This window comes from Methanoculleus sp. 10, from assembly GCF_913757945.1.
Classification (GTDB): domain Archaea; phylum Halobacteriota; class Methanomicrobia; order Methanomicrobiales; family Methanoculleaceae; genus Methanoculleus.
Genome location: NZ_CAJYDP010000005.1, coordinates 157,084 through 178,016, shown reverse-complemented (window position 1 = coordinate 178,016; position 20,933 = coordinate 157,084). Strand labels below are relative to the sequence as shown.

The window sequence follows — 20,933 nt, the reverse complement described above, 5'->3', positions numbered from 1 at the left end:
ACGGGGCTCAGGCAAATTACAGAAGATCTGAGACGTTACCTCATAAAACACCATTTTGAGAAATAAAGGCACCTAATCTCTCCGCCATTTCTCGCTCCCACCTCATGAGAGTTTCGGCGGCGATATCTTGTTTCTGCTCCGTTTTGGCATAGCTCCATGTACATACCCGCTATAGAATGGTCTTAGCCTCTACCATCCAGCATTCAAGAAAAGGCGGCCGCAGCATTGACCCCGAACCGGGAATATCCAGCTCCCCGTCCCGAGTTCGGTTCACCTCCATTCGGTTGTTGGAGTGCTCAAACGTGACTGTTGTGTTCCGGAACTGCCCCGGTATCGCTACCGGTTTCGCTGATGCTCAGACCTCCGGCCACCAAAAGTTTCGCAATTCAATCCGGGTCCGGATGAGCCGATTCCTTACGCGGGCAGACTGCATCAATCTCAGTCTCTCTTCCGATAAAACCCGGATGAAATTCCGGGCGCTCGATCCACTCTGAGGATGCCCGAACAAGGGCCGGCAGCAAAAGAGTTCAGAAGCCAGATCGCCGAAGTGAGGGAACCCCCCTCACTTCACCGACTCTTTCATCTTGTCGACGACGTCCTGAAAGAAGCCCTTGCCCTTCTTCGCGCCCTTCGCCGAGGGTTTCTTCCCCTCGAGCTCGAGCAGGCGTCCATAGAGTTCGCGCTCCTCCTCCGTCAGGCGCTCGGGCACGACGATGCGCACCCGCACCAGCATGTCGCCGGGCTTCGCCTGCCACCGCACGCCTTCGCCCGGTATCTTCAGCCCGGTGTTGTGCTGCACGCCGGCCGGGATATCGAGGACGACCGTGCGCCCGTCGATCGTCTGCACCTCGACCTCGGAGCCCAGGGTCGCCTGGGCCGGGGTGATATCGACGGTCGTCTCGAGGTCGTCGCCCCGCCGGGTGAACGTCCGGTGCGGTGCGACGGTGATCTCGATGTAGAGGTCCCCCGCCGGCGCACCGTACTCCCCGGCGTCGCCGTAGCCCTCCATCCGGAGGCGCATACCCGTATCCACGCCCGGCGGTATCCGGACCTTCACGGTCTGCCGGGCACGCCGGTGCCCGCTGCCGCCGCAGGCCTTGCACCGGGATTCGGGCATCTTCCCCCGCCCGCCGCAGGCGGTGCAGGTGCTCATCCGGACGAAGCTCCCGAAGATCGACTGGCTCATCTGCCGCATCTGGCCGCTGCCGCCGCAGGTCGGGCAGGTGGTGAACTTCTTCGTCTCGCTCCCCGAACCGTCGCACGCAGGGCAGGGCTCGATATGGTCGAGGCCGACCTCCTTCTCGGTCCCGAACGCCGCCTCCTCGAGCGTTATGCGCATCTGCATGAGGAGGTCGGCCCCGGGACGCGGACCGGCGCTCTGCCGGCCCCCACCGCCGAAGAAGGTGTCGAAGATATCCCCGAACCCGGAGAAATCCGCGCTGAACCCGCCGGAGAACCCTCCCCCGCCGGAGTACGAGCCCCGGGACGCATTACTGTAGGCGGCGTGCCCCATCCGGTCGTACTGGGCGCGTTTCTCCGGGTCGGAGAGGACACTGTAGGCCTCGTTGATGCTCTTGAACCTCTCCTCTGCCCCCGGTTCCTTGCAGACATCGGGGTGGTATTTTCGTGCCAGGTCCCGGTAGGCTTTCCTGATCTCCTTATCGTCGGCGTCGCGCGAGACGCCGAGGGTATCATAGTAGCTGTCCGGACCCATCGGCCTCACTCTTTGACTTCGTAATCGGCATCAACGACAGTATCATCCTTCGTTGCGTCTCCCTCCGCCTTCTGCTTCTGGGCGGCCTGTTGCTGTGCCTGCTGGTACATCTTCGTTGTGACCGCATATACTGCTTCGGTCAGGGCGTCCATCTTCTGCCTGATGGCCTCAAGGTCGTCGCCCTCGAGCGCCTTCTTGAGGTCGGCGATCGCGCCCTCGATCTTCTCGCGCTCCGCGGCGTCGATCGTCTCCTTTGCGTCCTTTAACGCCCGTTCGGCGGTGAAGACGGCGGTATCGGCGGTGTTCCGGAGGTCGATCTCCTCGCGTTTCTTCTGGTCCTCCGCCTCGAACTTCTTTGCGTCGTTCATCATCCGCTGGATCTCGGCCTCCGAGGGGCGGGAGTCCTGCGGCTTGATGGTGATCGACTGCTCGTTCCCGGTGCCGAGGTCCTTTGCCGAGACGTGGACGATACCGTTTGCGTCGATATCGAACGTGACCTCGATCTGCGGGATCCCCCGCGGTGCGGGCGGGATACCCGTGAGCTGGAACCGACCCAGGGTGAAGTTGTCCTTCGCGAGCGCCCGTTCGCCCTGCATCACGTGGATCTCGACCGATGTCTGGCCGTCGGCGGCGGTCGAGAAGATCTGGCTCTTGCGCGTCGGGATGGTGGTGTTGCGCTCGATCAGCTTCGTCGCAATACCGCCGAGCGTCTCGATGCCGAGCGAGAGCGGGGTCACGTCAAGGAGCAGGACGTCTTTGGTTTCGCCCGTGAGCACGCCGGCCTGGATGGCGGCGCCGAGAGCGACACACTCGTCGGGGTTGATGCCTTTGTCGGGCTCCTTCTTCAGGACCTTCTTTATGGTTTCCTGGACGAGCGGCACCCGGGTCGACCCGCCGACGAGGAGGACGTGGTCGATATCGTCGGCGCTCAGTTTGGCGTCGGCGAGCGCCTGCCTCACCGGCCCGAGGGTCGAGTCGACGAGGTCGGCGATGAGGCTCTCGAACTTCGCGCGGGAGAGATCGAGGTCCAGGAACTTGGGACCGCTCTCGGTCGTGGTGATGTAGGGGAGGTTGATGTTGGTCTTCTGGACGGTAGAGAGTTCGATCTTCGCGTTCTCGGCCGCGTCCCGGAGGCGCTGCATCGCGACCGGGTCTTTCCGGAGGTCGGCGCCCTCTTTTTTGCGGAACTCGTCGACCAGGTAGTCGACGACCAGTTTGTCGAAGTCGTCGCCGCCGAGGCGGTTGTTGCCGGCGGTCGCCTTGACCTCGAAGACGCCGTCGCCGAGCTGGAGAATGGAGACGTCGAACGTGCCGCCGCCGAGGTCGTAGACGAGCACCGTGGCCTCGCCTTCCTTGTCGATACCGTAGGCGAGCGCGCTCGCGGTCGGTTCGTTGATGATCCGGAGCACCTCGAGGCCGGCAATGGTCCCCGCGTCCTTCGTCGCCTGCCGTTGAGCGTCGTTGAAGTAGGCAGGCACCGTGATGACGGCCTTTTTGATCTTCTCACCCAGGTATTCCTCTGCGTCCAGTTTCAGTTTCTGGAGGACCATCGCAGAGATCTCCTGCGGCGTGTAGCTCTTCTCCCCGATGGCGATCTTCTCGCTCGTGCCCATCTTCCTCTTGATGGACTGGATGGTGCGGTTCGGGTTCGTGATCGCCTGCCGTTTTGCGACGGTGCCGACCAGCCGCTCGCCCTCCTTGGTGAACGCTACGACGGACGGGGTGGTCCTGCCGCCTTCGGCGTTTGCGATGACCGTCGCCCGCCCGCCTTCCATGATCGCCATACACGAGTTGGTCGTTCCGAGATCGATACCAAGAACTTTTTCTGAAACCATCTGCTTATTCCTCCATTCCTTTAGATATTACGACTTTTGCGCATCTGATGACCTTGTCCTGCATACAGTATCCACGGATGACCTCATCGATCACGGTCCCCTCCTCCGCCGCCGAAGGGACGTAGGCGATTGCCTCGTGCCGTTCGGGGTCGAACGGAAGGTCCCGGCACTCGATGGGCCGGATGCCGTGCCGCTCAAGGATGGTCATGAAGAGTTTTTTGATCTGCTCCATCCCTTCGCGGAGGCCTGCGCCGTCGGCTTTCCCCGCCCGCTCGAAGTTGTCCACGACGTCGAGCAACTCCACCGCGAAATCCTCGATGGCGTAGGTTGTGCGAGCCTCAATCTCCCGGGCCATCCTTTTGCGGTAGTTGTCGAAATCTGCTGCAAGGCGGAGATGACGGCTGTTTAAGTCGTCATACGCTTTCTGCAGTTCTTCAAGCGCCGGAGATGCTGCATCCGCCGCTGGGCCGAGATTCTGCTGCTTCTCGTTTGGTTCGGATGTATCCTCCTTCATACGCCTAACCTGCTTGAAAATGATGTAATGTATTGGTTTGAGTATTTATTGTAATGGGGTTCTATATATTATTAACGATTGCTGCAGCCATTCAGCCCCTATAACGGGCCAAATTGACGATCGGGCACTCATCCGTCAATATTCTTCCTCCGTTATGCCGATCGGCCGGGGAGAAAGGCAGTCCCTCTCCTGCCGCGCCGGTGAACCCGGGGGTGAACGGGCACCCGCTTCCCGGGGCCCGGCGAGGTGAAAAGCGGCTGGTTTTGCGGGCAGCGCCAGATATATCTCTCCATGCCGCTCACGTGTATCCATGAAGTGGGCACTGCTGTCTGTCTGGGATAAGACAGGCATCGCCGATCTTGCAAAGGTGCTAATCAAGCACGACTACCGGATCCTGAGCTCCGGCGGCACGGGGGCGCTGCTGCAGCAGGCGGGGATCCCGTATACCGACGTTGCGACCTACACCGGGTTTCCCGAGATGATGCACGGGCGGGTCAAGACCCTCCACCCGAAGGTGCACGGCGGCATCCTCGGCCGCCGCGGTATCGACGACGCCGTGATGCAGGAGCATGGCATCGAACCGATCGACCTCGTGGTGGTGAACCTCTACCCCTTCGAGGCGATGAGCGCCGCCGGGCTGACGCTTGAGGAGATCATCGAGTACATCGATGTCGGCGGCCCGGCGATGGTGCGGGCGGCGGCGAAGAATCACAAGTTCGTCGCGGTCGTGGTGGACCCTGCCGATTATTGCATGACGGCGGACGCGGTCCGGCGGGGCGGCTTTACGGCCGACGAGCGGTTGAGCCTTGCCGCGAAGGCGTTTTCCCGGACGGCGGCCTACGACGGTGCGATCGCGAACTACCTGACGGGTATCGACCGGCCGTTCCCGGAAGTCCTCACCGTCCAGTTCCGGAACGGGAGGGCGCTCCGATACGGCGAGAACCCCCACCAGGCGGCGGCGGTCTACGGGGATGCCGGTATCGCCGGCGAACAGCCTCTCCAGGGCAAACAGATGTCCTACAACAACTACCTCGACGTCGATGCCGCGGTCGGCCTGCTCAGGGAGTTCGACGACTGCGCCGTGGTCATCGTCAAGCACAACAACCCCTGCGGTGTGGCGACGGGGGACAAACTCCTTGATACCTACATCGCCGCCCGCGAGGTCGACCCGGTCTCGGCCTACGGCTCGATCGTCGCGATGAACCGCGAGGTGACGGCGGACGTCGCCCGCGAGCTCACCAGGACGTTTGTCGAGGTGGTGATCGCCCCTTCCTGCACCCCTGAGGCGCTTGAGATCATGAAGGCAAAGGAGAACATGCGGGTGCTCCGGCTGCCGGAGCCGGTCGTGCAGGACGAGATCCGGAGCATCGACGGCGGGGTCCTGGTCCAGCGGACGGAGCCCTTCCGCGAGGACTGGCGGGTTGTGACCGAGCGGGAGCCCGACGCCCACGAGATGCGGGCGATGCACCTTGCCTGGAAGGTCTGCCGGCACACGAAGAGCAACGCCATCATATTCGCTGACGAGAAAGCGGTCATCGGGATCGGGGCCGGGCAGATGAACCGGGTCGAGTCCGCGGAGATCGCGGTCAGGAAGGCCCGGAAACCCCTTGCCGGCTCGGCGGTCGCCTCGGATGCCTTCCTCCCCTTCCCCGACACGATGGAGGTCGCGGCGGCAGCAGGCGCGACGGCGCTTGTCCAGCCGGGCGGCTCGATCAGGGATCAGGAGGTCATTGATGCGGCAAATCGGCTCAATATCGCGATGATCTTCACCGGTGTGCGGCACTTCCGGCACTGAAGGCCGCCGCCTTCTTTTTGCCGGGTTTCCGGCTGTACTGTTCGCCGTCATCTAAATTTACGAATCTCGTGTCGCGCCCTTCGCACCCTCGCGGGCCTGCTGCGTGAGACAATATCCCGGCCTGCACTATGGGCTGCTCTGCTGCATCGATTCTCAATACCCGGCACTCTCAACTGAAGGGAGTACCGATCGGGTTTCGCATTCATCGGAAGGTCGCATCGGGGGCACATCCGGGCACGGTGGGGGATTTGGAGGGCACCTTCTCCCCGGTCCCCACCCCCCGTGGCGATAGCCGCCACGGTCCACTGCACGAGGTGAACCCGGGGAAGAGTCGGGTCCTGGTTATCCCTCCCGGAAACCCGACGTCAGAGCCGCTCCCGGGAACGGCTTTTCCCCGGGTATCGCCACGCACTGCCCCCGCCCCGTGGGGCGGGGAGGAGGCCGGAGGCCGGGCGGGGTGGGGGTTCAGGGAGGGACTTACGGGCGTACCCACCTACGGGGTACAAGTATCTCCCTGCTGGGAGGGGAAACCCTCTCCTCTATTGCGGGTATGCGTATACGCGCGCCGTAAGAACCAGAACCCCTCACCTACCCCGACCCGGCCTGCCGGGCCACGCCCCGGGTGGCCGCCGCAACCTCCTCCGGGTCGCCCAGGTAGTGGTGGCTGACGGCCTCCAGGTCATCATCCAGCTCGTAGACAAGGGGGTAGCCGGTGGGGATGTTGAGGCCCGCGATCTCGTCGTCCGGAATCCCATCCAGATGTTTGACCAGGGCGCGGAGGCTGTTCCCGTGGGCGGCGATGAGGACGGGTTTGCCCCTCCGGAGGTCCGCCGCGATACGGCTCTCCCAGCAGGGGAGCACGCGCTTGAGCGTGTCGTGCAGGGACTCGGTTGCAGGGAGGCTCTCCGGGTCCAGGTCGGCGTAGCGGGGATCGAACCGCGGGTGCCGGGGGTCGTCCCACGAGAGCGGCGGCGGCCGGACGTCGTATGCCCTGCGCCAGAGGTGAACCTGCTCCGTGCCGTACCTCCCGGCGGTCTCCTGCTTATCCAGGCCCTGCAGGGCGCCGTAACTCTTCTCGTTCAACCGCCACGACCGGTGCACCGGGACGTACATGAGGTCGAGGTCGTCCATGACGATCCAGAGCGTCCGGATGGCCCGCTTCAGGACCGAGGTGTAGGCGACGCGGAACGTATACCCGCCGCTGTCGAGGAGCGCCGCCGCCCGGTGGGCCTCTTCTATGCCGTGGGGCGAGAGGTCCACGTCAGTCCAGCCCGTGAACCGGTTCTCCCTGTTCCAGAGGCTCTCGCCGTGCCGCAGCAGGATCAATTCAGTCATCTCATCTCTCCCGTGCCGGGGAGGGCATCCACCAGGTCCGCGGTCGGAGCCCCTAACCCCGGGTAGCCTTTCATCCCGGATAAATGCCGTGCATGCAGCCACCCGTGCATCCCCGGTCAGCACCGGCAAACAGGGAGGGGGGAGCCAGGATAACCCATTTAAATCATCTGTTTGCGGAATCTGACACGTATAGGTTCGATTTTTTTCGTAATCTACCATTCATTTATCTCTCGATCCCGCCCATATGGTAGTGTATGGCACCGAATAGAAGAAGGAACAGAAGTTACATCCTCGTGACGGCGTCGCTGCTTGTCATTGTTGTGGCGGCAATCGTCACCGCGGGATGCACGGCGGGCACGTCGACCCCCGGCGCAGCTGCCGGGCTCACCGGGGTCTCCTGGTCGCTCGAATCCTACCTTGACGGGAACGGCACGCTCGTCCCGGTCCTGCCGGGAACGGAGGTATCCGCCCGGTTCGGCGATGATAGCAGGGTCACGGGCTCCGCCGGGTGCAACCAGTACGGCGGCGACTACCGCCAGAACGGCACGGCTCTCTCGGTCTCCTCGCTCGCCCAGACCCTGAAGTTCTGCGAAGAACCCAAAGGCATTATGGAGCAGGAAGCACGGTTCATGGAGATCCTCGGCTCGGCAGCGGGTTGGCGGATCGAGAACGGCCGGCTCCTCCTCACCGACGCTGCCGGCGCTGCAGTGCTCGCGTTCGTGAAGGAAGCGCCGAGAACCCTTGCCGGGACGTCCTGGACGCTTGCAAGCCTCGCCGGTGAAGACGGCGCCATGGCCCCGGTCCTCACCGGCACGACGGTCACGGCGGCCTTCGGCACGGACGGCAGGCTTGGCGGGTCGGCCGGGTGCAACCACTACGGCGCGGACTACACCCGAAGCGGCGCAAACCTCACCATCGGGCCCGCCGTAAGGACCGAGATGTACTGCACGAACCCGCCCGGCATCATGGAGCAGGAGGACCGCTACCTCGCGCTCCTCGCGAACGTCACCTCCTACCGGGTGGAAGGCGGCCTGCTGGTCCTCGCGGGACGGGAGGGAACCGACCTGCTGGCCTTCGAGCGGGCCGCCCAGAAGCCCGATCTCCCGCTCACCGGGACGGACTGGGTGCTCGACGGCTATAGCACCGGGGGAGATGCGGTCTCCTCGCTCGTCAACGGCACGACGATCACCGCGAAGTTCGCGCCCGACGGCAACGTCACCGGGAACGCCGGGTGCAACCACTACGGCGGCTCATACCGCCTTGACGGCGCGAACCTCTCGGTCTCCTCGCTCTACAGCACCCTGATGTACTGCGGCGAGCCCGGCGTCATGGAGCAGGAGGGGAGGTATCTCGGCCTCCTTGCAAACGTCTCCTCCTACCGGGTGGAGGGCGACCGGCTGACCCTTCTCGACGGGTCGGGTGTCGGCCTGCTCTTCTTTGTGCAGGCAGAGGAGGTGCCGCCGGCGCCGCTCACCGGGACGAACTGGGTGCTCGACGGCTACAGCGCCGGAAAAGATGCGGTCTCCTCGGTGATCGCCGGCACGACGGTCACGGCAACGTTCTCACCGGACGGCAACGTCACCGGGAACGCCGGATGCAACAGTTACCGGGCAGCCTACCGGCTCGACGGCACGAGCCTCTCGGTCTCGCCGCCGGTCAGCACGAGGATGTACTGCGGCGAGCCGGAGGGGATCATGGAGCAGGAGAACAGGTATCTCACCCTCCTTGAGTCTGTGGCAGGCTACCGCATCGACGGGAACCGGCTCGACCTCCTCGATGAGGCCGGGAAGACCCTCCTCTCCTACCGGGCGGAGAACACGGGCCGACCCTGACCCGGCGGCAGGGGCCGGGCGGCCTTTGCCCTCCTTTTCCTGGTATACCGTTCGAGGACGGCTTTCCCGCCCGCCGGGACCGGCTCCGGGTGACGGCCGCCGAACGCTGCTTCTTCTGCCCTCCGCCGGAGAAGAGGGGGATTGAGATAATCTCAACAGAAATCGGTTATTTTTTCTTCTCCCGGCCCTTACCCCTACCCGTGGTAGAGATGAGGGACGGAAACCACACACTCGCGAAGGTCGCATTCCTGATCATCGTCACGGCATGCCTCATCTCGGTCGGTTACTCCGGCAAGACGGATGCGCCCCCCGGCGACGCCGGCCGGGTCACCGAACCGCTTGCAGGGACGGCGTGGGGCCTGGTCGGGTATTGTGCCGATAACGGCTCCGTCATCGCGCCCCTGCCCGGGGCGGAACCGTTCATCATCTTCGGCGACGGCGGCACGCTCTCGGGGTCTGCCGGGTGCAACCTCTACTCCGCCTCCTACCGGATCAACGGCTCCACGATCGCAGTTGAGCCGCTCACCGCCACGGGCGCACACCCTGCGGCGGAGCAGGACCTTGCACAGCAGGAGAGCCGGTACCGGGAACTCCTCGTTGCGGCCGCCTCTTACCGGGTTGAGGGCGACAGGCTCACTATCTCCGGCCCGTCGGGTCAGGACCTGCTCGTCTTTGTGCGGGCCGGGGAGCCTCTCCACGTGCCGCTGCTCGCGACGAGATGGCGGCTGACCCACTACAGCACCGGCGGCAGCACCGTCGCCTCGCCGCTCCCGGGGACCGCCATCACCCTGGTCTTTGACCGTGACGGCACGCTCTCGGGGTCCGCCGGGTGCAATGCGTACTCGGCCCCATACCGCCTCAACGAGACGGGGCTTGCCGTGGAGCGGGTCATCGCGACGAAAGCCCCGCCCGCCGGGCCCACAGGGGTCATGGAGCAGGAGAACGCCTACCTGGACCTGCTCCGGTCTGCGGCGGGCTACCGGATCGTCGGCGGGACGCTCGCGGTCATCGACGGCGACGGCAGGGTGGTCCTCTTCTTTACGGCGGAGCCGTGAGCAGGGGACCGCCGGAATACTTTTTTTGCAGGGCATGTCTCCCGGCCCCGGGCGTTTCGCGGCAACGGGAGGGACCGCCACCACCTCCACACCGGTACCTCTCGCGAAGCACGCATCACATCCCGGGGCACTCCCGGGCATCGTCCCCGGGTGGGGGCGGGGCGGGGGCCGAAGAAGAATGTATGAGTAGCCCACCTGCGGGGAGACGGAGAGCGGCGTACGGGTAGCCCCTGCGGGGAGGGAGATTCTCCCCCTCCCCCGAGTTGCGATATCCACCACGGTCCACTCCATGGGGAGAGCCCGGAGAAGAGCAGAGTCCAGGCTTGCTCTCCCCTACCTCCTCCGGGAAACCGCCATCAGCGCCGCTCCCGGGCACGGCTTCCCACCGGCTATCGCGAGCACTGCCCCTTCCTGCGGGCGGGGGCGGGGAGGAGCGCGCAGCGCGGGCGGGGTGGGGGATGCCGGAGAGATATGCCCCCTACAGAGAGGGGGGGATGGGCGCCGGGAACGGGACAGGGGTTTCAGAGGACTGAAAAAGAAGTCATACCGCCGGGTACGACCGCCCGGCCTCCTGGTCCGCCGCCGGGAGAGAGTAGTGCATCTGGACAAAGACCCACGCATGGCCCGTCCCCCGGAGCACCGCCGTCAGCCGCCCGTTCAGGGTCTGCGGGACACCACCGACGACGATATGGTACGCCATATCGGCCATGACCCACGCAACCGTCCCTTCGGCGCCGATATGAACGTCGGATAACTCAAGTGTGATCGTCTCCGCCTGCGAAAAGTCGCGTTCAAGGTGCCGGCGGTAGGCCTCCCTTCCGATCACCTTCTCGTCGGGACCGGTCCCGAACGCTCGAAAACCGGGGTCGGCAAGCGCCACCACGCCGTCGATATCCTTCTTCGCGGTCGCCTCCGCCATCCGCCGGAGCACTGCCATGATCTGGTTCTGCGTCTGTTCGCTGACTGGCATGAAGAGTGGTCGTACCGGATCCGGGATGTTCTTTTCGAACCGGCGCCGCTTCAGGGTGGGAATGCAGGGCGGAGGAGTTCGCCCGCTGGGCAGAGCGAGTGGGCTGACCATATTCTGGGGCGCATGAGGGGGCCCCTCAACGCCCCGTGAACTTCCGCGTGAAACCCGGTCCCGGACTCCATACTGATAGAGCCTCGCGCGTTGACGCGAAGACCGGGAAGGAGCGGGACGGGATGTATAGAGTTCCCAGACGCCGTGATCCATTATCCGGCACGTGCGGCCTGCCGGTCGGCGTGGCACCTCGCCAGCGACCGGAGGCGCTCCCCGAACTCCGGCGACCGGGCAGAACGGATGAGGCATGCGACGCCTTCGTCCGCGGCAAGCTCCTCCCGGACCAGGAGGTCGCGCGTCTCGTAGCCGAGCGGGATGAACCGGAGTCCCGCCTCCCGCGCCGTGGCGGCCGGGCAGACGCCCGCGTCGGCAAACCCGTTGCCGACGGCCGCGGCGACGGCCGCGGGCGTCTTCACCTCGTGCCCGTACCCGGCGATGCTGCCGGCATCGATACCCTCCCTGTCCAGCCATGCGTCGAGAAGGGCCCGCGCCGCCGTGCCTTTTGGGTGGTTGACGAACCTGAGCGACGCGAGGGTGTCGGTATCGAGGTCGCCGGCCGACACAAGCCCAAGTTCCGTCCGGGCCACCTGCACCCGCAGGAGATCGACCCCCGGCAGGTACCGGAGCACCCGGTCGTTCCAGGCCGCTTCCGTCTCCGCGAGAGAGACCGACGCAGCGTGGCAGGTCTTCGCCCGTAGAGCGAGCACCGCCCCCATCGTCGAGGCTTTACAGCAGTGGAGCAGGTAGCCGGCATCCGCGAGGCAGTTGCCGAGTTCAGCGATGGTGGGGTCGCGCACGCCGACACAGATGAGCGTGCGGGCGATAGAGGCCGAGGGGACGGTGAGCCGGACCCGCACCTCCTCGCCCGCCTCGATCCCCTCGCGCTCGGCGGGTATGTGGATGTAGCCGTTCGCCCGGACCACCGCCATCTGGATGCCGCCCCCCCGGGGATGGGGGGTCGCAAAGCAGGTGCCGTCCACCCGCCCGACCGAGACCGGGACGAACTCGTCAAACCCGAGGTCGGACGCCAGCCTCCGCGACAACCGGACGTCCAGCTCCTCCCCCGGGAGCGCCGGGAGCCCCCACCACGCGAGCAGGTTCCCGGCAACCTCCCGGAGGACGGTCTGCGCGGCGACCGGGTAGCCCGGCATCCCGAGGACCGGTTTGCTGTCGACGCTCGCGAGCAGCACCGGTTTTCCCGGCCGGACCGCGATGCCGTGGAAGATGATCTCCCCGAGCGCGCCGACGACATCGCGAGAGAAGTCCCGAGAACCGGCCGACGAACCCGCCGAAAGGATGACGAGATCGTTCTCGGCGACCGCCGCCTCGAGCACGCTCCGGATCAGGTCCGGATCGTCGGGAACGATCCCGTAACGATGGCAGGTCGCTCCCATCCGGGTGAGGTAAGCCTCCGCCATGAGGGTGTTCGTCTCGATCGTCTGGCCGGGGGCGGGCGCCACGCCGAGCGGGACGAGGTCGCTCCCCGTCGGGATGATGCCGACCCGGACCGACCGGACGGCGATCCGGGTTATGCCGTAGGTCGCGAGCGCGCCAAGATCGAACGGCCGGATCCGGTGGCCTTTCGGGAGGACGAGTTCGCCGGCACGGATATCCTCGCCAGCGTGCCGGACGTTCTGCCAGGGCGCGGCGGACTTCCTGATCCAGGGCGTGCCGCCGTCGTCCCAGGTATCCTCGACCATGACGACGGCGTCAAACGCAGGGGGGAGCATCTCACCGGTGTTGATGCGGGCATACTCAAGAAGGGGCAGCGGCCGCTGGTCCTGCGCCCCCGGGGTATCCCTGCTCTTCACCGCGTAGCCGTCGAACTTCGCGATGTCGACCTCGGGAACGGAATACTCTGCATACAGGGGTTCGGCCGTCACCCTGCCGACAGCAAGGCGCAACGGCACGGTCTCGGCATGGTCCGACGGGGGAAACGCCCGCCGCATCGCCGCGAGCGCTTCAGGAAGCGGGGTAAGATTCAGGTACCGGCGTGGCATACTCATGACTCCCTTATAGCGTGCCGGGCGGAGGGTTTGCGCCCCCCCGCCCGCGACGTATACAACTATCCATTACTCCTGGTTAAAAATTAACCATTTAACCATCAGTCGCACCGGGAGCTGACCTCACAGTCGAAGAGCGATGCCTCGCGCGCCGCAAGGACAGCTTCGACGCTCCCAGGAGCATCCCGGAGGCGGAAGATCACCTCCACCCCGGGCCCGGCAAAGGCGCAGCATTCCCCGCCCGGGTGCCTCAGCCGGCGGTTTCCCGGGCGAACCCCGGTGATCCCGATGAGGGCGTCGGCGATACAGGGATCGGCGCCGGGCGCGATCGAGACCTGCGGCACCGCGAGGTCGCACCCGAGGATGCGCGTCGCCGCCTCCGCGATCCGCACCGCGACCGCCACGCCCGGGCAGAGTTCCCCGTGGTAGTTCACCGCCTCGCGGATGAGGCTCTCCCGGTACTCTCCGGGCCCCATCTTCTGGATCTTCTCAGTCCGGTCGTGGCTGGTCGCAGAGAAGACGCAATCCCATCCCCTCTGGTAAGGCTTGATGTCGATCACCGGCGTCCCATCGATCAGGTCGACGTTCGCGAGCTCAAGGATTCGCCCTTCCCGGAGATCGCGCAACCGCACCACCGATACCGAGAGAGGGTTCGGCCGTACCGGAGACCGGAGGGAGAAGACGCCCTTCTCCGGGAGGTCGCTTGAAACCTTCCGGGCCACGGCCTTCAAGACGCTCCTGTCCGCCTCGTGGAGCCAGCAGATCAGGATCAGGTGCGAACTCTCCCCGATGCCGGAGAGCGCTGCTACGTAGTCGGGGAAGACCTCGATCTCGGCGTCGACGCCCTGGACCGGCATACCGCTCCGGGAGCGGACGCCGGAGTGCACGATCCCGATGGGGAAGATTTCCATGCGGTGCATCTGTGACAATGGACCCATGTCCCTATAGATCCTTTCCGTGGGGGAAAAGGGGGGGATCTTCTCCCTTCAGTAGGCCGTCTTCTCGTAGTAGGACTGGGACCGGCAGTCGGCACAGGCACCGCTGACAAGCAGGTTGTCAGGGACCATCTCGCCGCAGATGGAGCAGATGGCCGATCTCCAGGGCCATTTCTGGGGTACTTTCACCCGCACGCGTTCATGCGAGAGAAGACCGCGCCCGGCATCGATGATCTCGTCGACCAGCGCAGAGCCCCGGGCTCGCGGGTCGAAGCACGGGTCTTTGGTGTACCACAGGGCAAACGTCGGATACCGCACGATCTTGTCGCCGTCGACGAAGACCCGGATCCCGTCCACCAGCGGGGTCTCGGCCGGCCTGTTCATGGTGATGGCGAACTTCCCGATCGGGAGCACCCTGAGGCGGTGGTTACCGGTCGTGCAGTGGGCGATCATCTGGAGGGGGTCGGGCAGGCACTTCGTGGTCTCGCATACGGCGTAGATCTTCTCGTCCCGGGGAGGGTTGAGAAGTTCCAGGGCGTAATCCACCATGAAGACCCCCACCAGGAGCCCGGGGGCTGCGAACGTGTGAAAATCGATGCATCGCCGGAAGTGCTCGATCATCTCCGGGGAGGAGCCTTTAGACCTGAGCCTGGCCTCGATGTCGTCCCATGTATGATTCAATCTCGGTTGCACGGAAGAATATTGGGTCAAGGTTAGTTGTAAACATTTTGGATCGTTAAATTAAATTTAATTTACATCCGAATAGTATATTCAGGATATAACAGAATAAATCATGTTTAATCGGAATATAAGCAATATGAGGCGATATATCTCGAATGACCGGTCTGGTGACGCATCAAGATCAACTATACTTGGTGGCATCCCGGTGAATGTTAAAAGGGTAAGTTTAAATTTATATACTACTTATTAGAGTAAAACAACTTTGTGTGCATGTCCGCCTTTCCTGACATGCCTGGCAACCGACGTTGAACTCAACAATCGGGAGAATGTGAATGACAGAAACCAACGGAAAGTTACGGTACGTTCCCACGACCTGCCCCTACTGCGGTGTAGGGTGCGGCCTTAACCTTGTGGTGAACGACGGCAAACTCGTAGGGGTAGAACCCTACAAGAGGAGCCCGATCAACGAGGGAAAACTCTGCCCCAAGGGAGCAACCTGCTGGGAATTCGTCCAGAGCCCCGACCGGCTGACAAAGCCCCTCATCAAGAGGAATGGCAAGTTCGAAGAAGCGTCCTGGGATGAGGCGCTCAGTCTCGTCGCCTCGAAGTTCAAGGAGATCAGCGACAAGTACGGGCCGAAGGCGCTCGGGTTCCAGGTCTCGTGCCGGACGCCGAACGAAGAGTGTTACATCATGCAGAAACTCGCGCGGGTGGCCTTCAAGACCAACAACATCGACAACTGCGCGCGTATCTGCCACGGACCGTCCGTCGCGGGGCTCTCGCTCTCGTTCGGCTCCGGTGCCGCGACGAATCCCTTCGAGGATGTCCTGAACGCAGACGTCGTCTTCATGATCGGCGCGAACAGTGTCGAGGCGCACCCGCTCGCGGGCCGCCGGGTTCTCCAGGCGAAGAAGGCGGGCAAGACCGTCATCGTCTGCGACCCGCGCTACACGCCCACGGCGCGCCTGGCCGACCACTACGTCCGCTACAACCCCTCGACGAACATCGCCCTGATCAACTCGATCATGTACTGGATTATCCAGCAGAATCTCCACGACAAGGAGTTCATCGCGAAGCGGACCACGGGCTTTGACGACCTGATGAAGACCGTCGAGAAGTACGCGGAGGTCGAGTCGATCACCGGCGTTCCCACCGAGCGGGTCAAGGAGATCGCGCGGATATATGCCAGCGCCAAGAATGCGGTGATCATCTACTGCCTCGGCATCACGGAGCTCACGACCGGGACGGACAACGTCAGGTCGCTTGGGAACCTCGCGATGCTCACCGGCAACGTCGGGAGACCTGGAGTCGGCGTCAACCCGCTCCGTGGCCAGAACAACGTCCAGGGCGCCTGCGATATGGGGGCCTACCCGAACGTCTTCTCCGGCTACCAGAAGTGCGAGGACGATGCCGCCCGCAAGCGGATGGAGGAACTCTGGGGCGTCACCGGGCTTGCAAGCGAGTACGGCGTGACCCTGACGGAGCAGATCACCCAGTGCGGCGACCCGATCAAGGCGATGTACATCTTCGCGTTAAACCCGGTCGTCTCCTATCCCGACTCGAACCACGTCATGCGGTCGCTTGAGAAACTGGACTTCCTCGTCGTGCAGGACCTCTTCATGACCGAGACGGCGCAGTACGCCGACGTGATCCTCCCCGGCGCCTCCTTCGCCGAGAAGGACGGGACGTTCACGAGCGGCGAGCGGCGGGTCAACCGTATCAGGAAGGCCGTGCAGACCCCCGGCGATTCGAAGGAGGACTGGCAGATCTTCGTCGACCTCGCCCACAAGCTCGGCCTTGCGGGATTCGACTTCAACTCGCCGGAGGATATCTGGGACGACATGCGGCGGGTCACCCCGTCGATGGCCGGCATCTCCTACGATAGGTTAGAGAAGCCCGAAGCAGTCCACTGGCCCTGCCCAACCCTGGAGCACCCGGGAACCCCGATCCTGCACCGCGAGAAGTTCTCGTCGGCCGACGGCCTCGGGCATTTCTTCGGGCTCGAGCACCGGCCGCCTGCGGAGGTCGCCGACGCCGAGTATCCGTTCACCCTGATGACCGGACGTCTGATCTTCCACTACCACACCCGGACCCAGACCGGACGGGCGAAGATCCTCCACCACGAGGTGCCCGAAGCCTACGTGCAGATCAACAACGAGGATGCCGCGCGGCTGAAGATCCAGAACGGAGAGAAGATCCGGCTCCGGGGCAGGCGCGGACAGGCAGAGGCCCTTGCCAGGGTGACCGATGAGGTCGCGCCCGGTGTGCTGATGATGACGATGCACTTCGGCGGGAAGGGATCTGTGAACCAGCTGACGAACACCGCTCTCGACCCGCTCTCCAAGATGCCGGAGTTGAAGCACAGTGCGGTTGCCGTCGAGAAGATCACGGGGGTGCAGTGAGATGGTAGCAAAGGGAGATATGGTATACGCCTGGACGACGAGCCCCGATATCGCGAAGGTCGCGGAATGCGGCGGCGCGGTGACCGGGCTCCTCAAGTTTGCCCTGGAAAACGACATCGTCGACGGCGTGCTGGCGGTGAAGAAGGGCGTCGACCTCTACGACGCGGTGCCGACGCTGATCACCGATCCGGCCGAGATCGCGCAGACGGCAGGCTCACTCCACTGCGGGACGCTCCTGCTTGCGAAGCTGATCAAGAAGTACCTCGGGGGCGCCGAGGATATGCGCCTTGCCGTGACGGTGAAGGGCTGCGACGCGATGGGCATCTACGAGCTTGCGAAGCGCAACCAGGTCAACCTGGACAACCTCCTCCTGATCGGCGTCAACTGCGGCGGTTCGGTCAGCCCCGTGGCCGCCCGGAAGATGATCCGCGAGAAGTTCGGGGTCGACCCGAACGATGTCGTCAAGGAGGAGATCGACAAGGGTCAGTTCATCATCGTCACCAAGGACGGCCAGCACAAGGGCATCTCGATGGACGAACTCGAGGAAGCGGGTTTCGGCCGCCGGGCGAACTGCCGCCGGTGCAAGATGAAGGTCCCGCGCCAGGCCGACCTCGCCTGCGGGAACTGGGGTGTCATCGGTGATAAGGCCGGGAAGGCCACGTTCGTCGAGGTCTGCTCCGGGAAGGGAGCGGATCTCCTGAGCAGGGCCGTGAAGGCCGGGGCGGTCGCCACCGAGCCCGCGAACCCGAAGGGAATCGAGATCCGCGGCAAGGTCGAGAACGCCATGCTGAAGCTCGGCGACAAGTGGCGGGCACGCTACTTCGAGGGGCTCGGTGAGGGGAAGGAACGCCTCCAGAAGATCATGGAGGACTCGTCCCGGTGCACCAAGTGCTACGCCTGCATCGACAACTGCCCGATCTGCTACTGCGTCGAGTGCAGCACGAAGAAACCCTACCTGGTGCCGCCGGGCGTGCTCCCTGTGCCGTTCATGTTCCACCTGATCCGCTACGCCCACGTGGCGGACTCCTGTGTCAACTGCGGCCAGTGCGAGGAGAACTGCCCGATGGAGATCGCGAACTCGCTCTACATGCACGCCCTGCAGACGGACATGGAGAGGATGTTCGGCCACACCCCGGGTGTGGACATGGATCTCCCGGTGCTTGCGCTCGTTGAGGAGCAGGCCGAGCGGGAGCGGCTCTTCGCGACCGGCAGCGACCAGATCTTCAACGTGTTCAAGTAAGACTCTCTCCCTGGAAGGGGACCTGCGGTGGTGATGACGGGCAAAACAGCCCATCATTACCGCCCCGGGTGCGTCGACAGCAGAGCACGTGTTTGCGCCCGGCCTGTCCGGCGGGCGTGTGGACGACCGTCGAACAACCATCTTGAGTTCCCAGAAAGACCTCGATGCGCTCGTGCCGGGGCGCAAGGGAAGCCGGAGTCCGCGGGATAAAACCTCGGAAATGTTTTCCCGCGAACCCCGGCCTATTTTCTGGCAGTCCAGAACGGCCTGCCGCGTGTTTGTCAGGATCCGGTCAGGAGACTGCTTTTTCCTGTTCTGGCCCGGCGAGACCCTGCCGGACGGCAGAAGGAGGGGGTGCCAGAACCCGTGCTGCATATCCCGGTGAGGGGGCACGGCGGCTGCCCGGGGAACCCCTGTGCCGGCCCGGGTGTTCGTCCCCGTCCCTCGATCTGAATTTTCCCCGGGGCGAGCCCTCTTCGCAACAAGGCATACCTCGTCCCCCATCCCACCCGGGCGGCTCTTCCCCAAAGGTCAAACCGTCGACCTCCTTCGCAACCTTTCGGTGCTCGAACTCCGGCCCTTCGGATTATCGCGCTTCGCGGCATCGCGCTCAACGCGAGAGGCTCGATCGCTATCCGCATCAGGCGCCTCTCGCATTGCCGCGGAAGTTCGCGGAGTCCAGTGTCCGGGTACCGCTAGCGCATCGATTCCAGATGAACAGACCATATCGGGCCTTCGTCCCCTCCTCACAGAGCGCCTCTTCCCCTCCACCGCGCTTCACCCAGTGGAATGCCCTACGCTTCTCCGTCTCCACCGCCTGCGTATCCTCTCCCCGCCCTCCGAGGCGATGTCGTGGCGATACCCGGTGGAAAGCCGTGCCAGGAAGCGGTATCGACGCCGGTTTCCGAAAGATAGACGGGGAGAACCGCCCGGAACTGGTTTCTCGCCGGGATCCCGTGCAGTGGACCGTGGGGATATCGCCATCGGGGCCGAGGCATTCCCCCTCCCCACAGGCAGGTACCCCAAGTTCTCTCCAGCCTCCTGCGGTGATCCGTACGTTCCTCCTCAAAGCCCCCGCCCTCCGGAGGGGGCAGTACGTAGGGATACCCGGGAAAATCCGTGCCCGGGGATGCAAACTCCCGGGCCGTGCGAAGCACGACCGACGATATTCTCCGTTGAGAGTGCCGGTAATTGAGAATCGATGTACGGGATGCGATCTTCCGGAACGAACAGGCAGGGGTTCGACAGAACCGTCTCACGCGAAGCGCAAGCGATCCGCATGCTTCGGGCTGCGGTGGTCCGCCCGGACCGGAGCGGGAGCAGGATGTTCCCGCGCTCACCGGTGGGCGCAGGGTTCGTCACTGCTCCTGCCTTCGCCACCGCAGGAGCATCAAGAGATACTGCTGCACCATCTCTTTTGCTCTCTCGACGGGCATCCCGGGGTTTGAGGCCATCATCGGCGCATACCGCTCGGCCGCCTGCTCCCGCGTAAGATCCGGTTCGGTGTAAGCGCCGTTCCGGTAGCAGTAGGCGCAGCAGTTCACGCTCCGTATCCCGTCAGCCTCCGTCCCGGCGCCCTCATCCCGGGCAAGTGGCATCCCGCAACTCCCGCAGACCGCGATCTCCCTCCATACGATCTCCTCAAGGGATCGACGGACGCACCGGAGATGAACCTTCGTAGATGACCCGGGAGGAGATACGGCCGCACGGGGCCCGGGCGGTCCTGCTCCCGGGGCAGCAACGCCGCTGTGACCACTTAAGCTCGAAGGGAACCGCCCTACCCGCGGGGCGGGAACCTGAGCGTCATCCTGCCGGCGTCGCCCGTGAGGGCCGCGTCCGGCTGGAGTGCACGGGCGTAGCCGGCAAGGTAGGGCGCGGCCACCCGAACGTCCGCGAAGGTCTCCTGGAGCGCTGTGCCGTCGCCGCCGATGGTGATGACCATGCTCCCGTCGGCGGCTTCCCGGGAGTCGCAGGGGATCCCCCACATCAGGAGGAGCCCCTCCATCAGGGTGGGTGGATCGAACCGCTCCTCGTTACGGGCGATAAGCGCCGTCCCGTCCTCTTCACCAAGTTTCCCGGCGATGGCGGCGACCCGGTCCACGAGGTCCCCGGAGGCGTCCGCAAGGAGAATCCGCACCAGCGGCCCGGCGACATCGTGCCGCCGCAGGGACCGGGCTATCTTGAGCAGCTGCCAGTCCCGGGCAAACGAGGTACCGGTGCGCATCTCATCCTCTCAGGATGCCGTAGGCCATCACGCAGAGCCCCAGGATCACCACGATACGGGAGAAGACCGCCGACCAGAGGGCGGTGAAGGCGTCCGGCGTGAAGACGCTCACGAGGTCCGCGAACGTGATCCCCACGATCAGCGTGAAAAGCCCGTAGATGAAGTAAAGCAGGGTCGGTTGCCTGACAATCCGGTAGGCGTTGAAGATGACCGTGATCAGGAGCGCTCCGAGGGCGAGCGTCACGATCGCAAGCATCTGCTGCATAATCTCAATCTGCATTCAGTTC

The 20,933-nt window shown here is 64.4% G+C and carries 16 protein-coding genes; 5 read left to right on the top strand and 11 right to left on the bottom strand.

The window, feature by feature from the left end; genetic code table 11:
- Positions 1–562: 562 nt before the first annotated feature.
- Genes dnaJ through QZ408_RS07615 form a run of 3 tightly spaced genes read right to left on the bottom strand, consistent with a single transcriptional unit; the run spans position 563 to position 4,063 of the window.
- Positions 563–1,714 carry a molecular chaperone DnaJ gene (dnaJ, locus tag QZ408_RS07625; protein ID WP_292490658.1) on the bottom strand — a complete coding sequence of 384 codons (1,152 nt, stop codon included), beginning with the start codon at positions 1,712–1,714 and terminating at the stop codon, positions 563–565.
- 5 nt (positions 1,715–1,719) lie between these two features.
- Positions 1,720–3,549 carry a molecular chaperone DnaK gene (gene dnaK / locus QZ408_RS07620; protein WP_292490656.1) on the bottom strand — a complete coding sequence of 610 codons (1,830 nt, stop codon included), beginning with the start codon at positions 3,547–3,549 and terminating at the stop codon, positions 1,720–1,722.
- 4 nt (positions 3,550–3,553) lie between these two features.
- Entirely contained in the window at positions 3,554–4,063 is a 510-nt protein-coding gene (locus QZ408_RS07615; protein ID WP_292490655.1) for a nucleotide exchange factor GrpE, read from the bottom strand.
- 310 nt (positions 4,064–4,373) lie between these two features.
- Here QZ408_RS07615 and purH point away from each other — a divergent pair, with 310 nt between their 5' ends.
- The gene (gene purH / locus QZ408_RS07610; RefSeq protein WP_292490654.1) at positions 4,374–5,858 is read left to right on the top strand and encodes a bifunctional phosphoribosylaminoimidazolecarboxamide formyltransferase/IMP cyclohydrolase; all 1,485 of its coding nucleotides are present in this window, start codon (positions 4,374–4,376) and stop codon (positions 5,856–5,858) included.
- Positions 5,859–6,446: 588 nt separating this feature from the next.
- On the opposite strand, the gene gpmA is transcribed toward purH, so the two are convergent.
- Positions 6,447–7,193 carry a 2,3-diphosphoglycerate-dependent phosphoglycerate mutase gene (gene gpmA / locus QZ408_RS07605; RefSeq protein WP_292490653.1) on the bottom strand — a complete coding sequence of 249 codons (747 nt, stop codon included), beginning with the start codon at positions 7,191–7,193 and terminating at the stop codon, positions 6,447–6,449.
- 254 nt (positions 7,194–7,447) lie between these two features.
- Between gpmA and QZ408_RS07600 the strand changes: the two genes are divergently transcribed.
- Positions 7,448–9,025 carry an META domain-containing protein gene (locus QZ408_RS07600; RefSeq protein WP_292490652.1) on the top strand — a complete coding sequence of 526 codons (1,578 nt, stop codon included), beginning with the start codon at positions 7,448–7,450 and terminating at the stop codon, positions 9,023–9,025.
- A gap of 209 nt (positions 9,026–9,234) precedes the next feature.
- Positions 9,235–10,080: an META domain-containing protein gene (locus QZ408_RS07595; protein ID WP_292490728.1), complete on the top strand. Its 846-nt coding sequence runs from the start codon at positions 9,235–9,237 to the stop codon at positions 10,078–10,080.
- A 541-nt stretch (positions 10,081–10,621) separates the two neighbouring features.
- Here QZ408_RS07595 and QZ408_RS07590 read toward each other — a convergent pair.
- From QZ408_RS07590 to QZ408_RS07575, 4 genes are all read right to left on the bottom strand, one after another.
- Entirely contained in the window at positions 10,622–11,050 is a 429-nt protein-coding gene (locus QZ408_RS07590) for a nuclear transport factor 2 family protein (RefSeq protein ID WP_292490651.1), read from the bottom strand.
- Positions 11,051–11,313: 263 nt separating this feature from the next.
- Positions 11,314–13,161 carry a molybdopterin biosynthesis protein gene (locus QZ408_RS07585; RefSeq protein ID WP_292490650.1) on the bottom strand — a complete coding sequence of 616 codons (1,848 nt, stop codon included), beginning with the start codon at positions 13,159–13,161 and terminating at the stop codon, positions 11,314–11,316.
- Between the two features lie 104 nt (positions 13,162–13,265).
- A complete protein-coding gene (tsaA, locus tag QZ408_RS07580) occupies positions 13,266–14,084 on the bottom strand; it encodes a tRNA (N6-threonylcarbamoyladenosine(37)-N6)-methyltransferase TrmO (protein ID WP_292490649.1) in 819 nt (272 codons plus the stop codon).
- Between the two features lie 66 nt (positions 14,085–14,150).
- Positions 14,151–14,792, bottom strand: a complete 642-nt coding sequence (locus QZ408_RS07575) for an FmdE family protein (protein ID WP_292490648.1) — start codon at positions 14,790–14,792, stop codon at positions 14,151–14,153.
- Positions 14,793–15,112: 320 nt separating this feature from the next.
- Between QZ408_RS07575 and fdhF the strand changes: the two genes are divergently transcribed.
- Together fdhF and QZ408_RS07565 are read left to right on the top strand one after the other, a co-directional pair.
- Positions 15,113–17,182, top strand: coding sequence for a formate dehydrogenase subunit alpha (gene fdhF, locus QZ408_RS07570; protein ID WP_292490647.1), 2,070 nt, complete (start codon positions 15,113–15,115; stop codon positions 17,180–17,182).
- Between the two features lies 1 nt (position 17,183).
- The gene (locus tag QZ408_RS07565) at positions 17,184–18,422 is read left to right on the top strand and encodes a Coenzyme F420 hydrogenase/dehydrogenase, beta subunit C-terminal domain (RefSeq protein ID WP_292490646.1); all 1,239 of its coding nucleotides are present in this window, start codon (positions 17,184–17,186) and stop codon (positions 18,420–18,422) included.
- Between the two features lie 1,358 nt (positions 18,423–19,780).
- Here the strand turns inward: QZ408_RS07565 and QZ408_RS07560 are convergent.
- The 3 genes from QZ408_RS07560 to QZ408_RS07550 all read right to left on the bottom strand — a co-directional run bounded on the left by QZ408_RS07560 (position 19,781) and on the right by QZ408_RS07550 (position 20,926).
- Positions 19,781–20,044 (bottom strand): zinc ribbon domain-containing protein, encoded by a 264-nt coding sequence (locus QZ408_RS07560; protein ID WP_292490727.1) that lies wholly within the window; start codon positions 20,042–20,044, stop codon positions 19,781–19,783.
- A gap of 155 nt (positions 20,045–20,199) precedes the next feature.
- The gene (locus QZ408_RS07555) at positions 20,200–20,646 is read right to left on the bottom strand and encodes a hypothetical protein (protein WP_292490644.1); all 447 of its coding nucleotides are present in this window, start codon (positions 20,644–20,646) and stop codon (positions 20,200–20,202) included.
- Between the two features lies 1 nt (position 20,647).
- Positions 20,648–20,926 carry a hypothetical protein gene (locus tag QZ408_RS07550; RefSeq protein WP_292490643.1) on the bottom strand — a complete coding sequence of 93 codons (279 nt, stop codon included), beginning with the start codon at positions 20,924–20,926 and terminating at the stop codon, positions 20,648–20,650.
- Positions 20,927–20,933 lie beyond the last annotated feature (7 nt).

Coding starts and splice junctions, on each gene's coding strand:
- dnaJ (WP_292490658.1), bottom strand. CDS start 1,714: ATGGGTCCGGACAGCTACTATGATACCCTCGGCGTCTCGCGCGACGCC.
- dnaK (WP_292490656.1), bottom strand. CDS start 3,549: ATGGTTTCAGAAAAAGTTCTTGGTATCGATCTCGGAACGACCAACTCG.
- QZ408_RS07615 (WP_292490655.1), bottom strand. CDS start 4,063: ATGAAGGAGGATACATCCGAACCAAACGAGAAGCAGCAGAATCTCGGC.
- purH (WP_292490654.1), top strand. CDS start 4,374: ATGAAGTGGGCACTGCTGTCTGTCTGGGATAAGACAGGCATCGCCGAT.
- gpmA (WP_292490653.1), bottom strand. CDS start 7,193: ATGACTGAATTGATCCTGCTGCGGCACGGCGAGAGCCTCTGGAACAGG.
- QZ408_RS07600 (WP_292490652.1), top strand. CDS start 7,448: ATGGCACCGAATAGAAGAAGGAACAGAAGTTACATCCTCGTGACGGCG.
- QZ408_RS07595 (WP_292490728.1), top strand. CDS start 9,235: ATGAGGGACGGAAACCACACACTCGCGAAGGTCGCATTCCTGATCATC.
- QZ408_RS07590 (WP_292490651.1), bottom strand. CDS start 11,050: ATGCCAGTCAGCGAACAGACGCAGAACCAGATCATGGCAGTGCTCCGG.
- QZ408_RS07585 (WP_292490650.1), bottom strand. CDS start 13,161: ATGCCACGCCGGTACCTGAATCTTACCCCGCTTCCTGAAGCGCTCGCG.
- tsaA (WP_292490649.1), bottom strand. CDS start 14,084: ATGCACCGCATGGAAATCTTCCCCATCGGGATCGTGCACTCCGGCGTC.
- fdhF (WP_292490647.1), top strand. CDS start 15,113: ATGACAGAAACCAACGGAAAGTTACGGTACGTTCCCACGACCTGCCCC.
- QZ408_RS07565 (WP_292490646.1), top strand. CDS start 17,184: ATGGTAGCAAAGGGAGATATGGTATACGCCTGGACGACGAGCCCCGAT.
- QZ408_RS07555 (WP_292490644.1), bottom strand. CDS start 20,646: ATGCGCACCGGTACCTCGTTTGCCCGGGACTGGCAGCTGCTCAAGATA.
- QZ408_RS07550 (WP_292490643.1), bottom strand. CDS start 20,926: ATGCAGATTGAGATTATGCAGCAGATGCTTGCGATCGTGACGCTCGCC.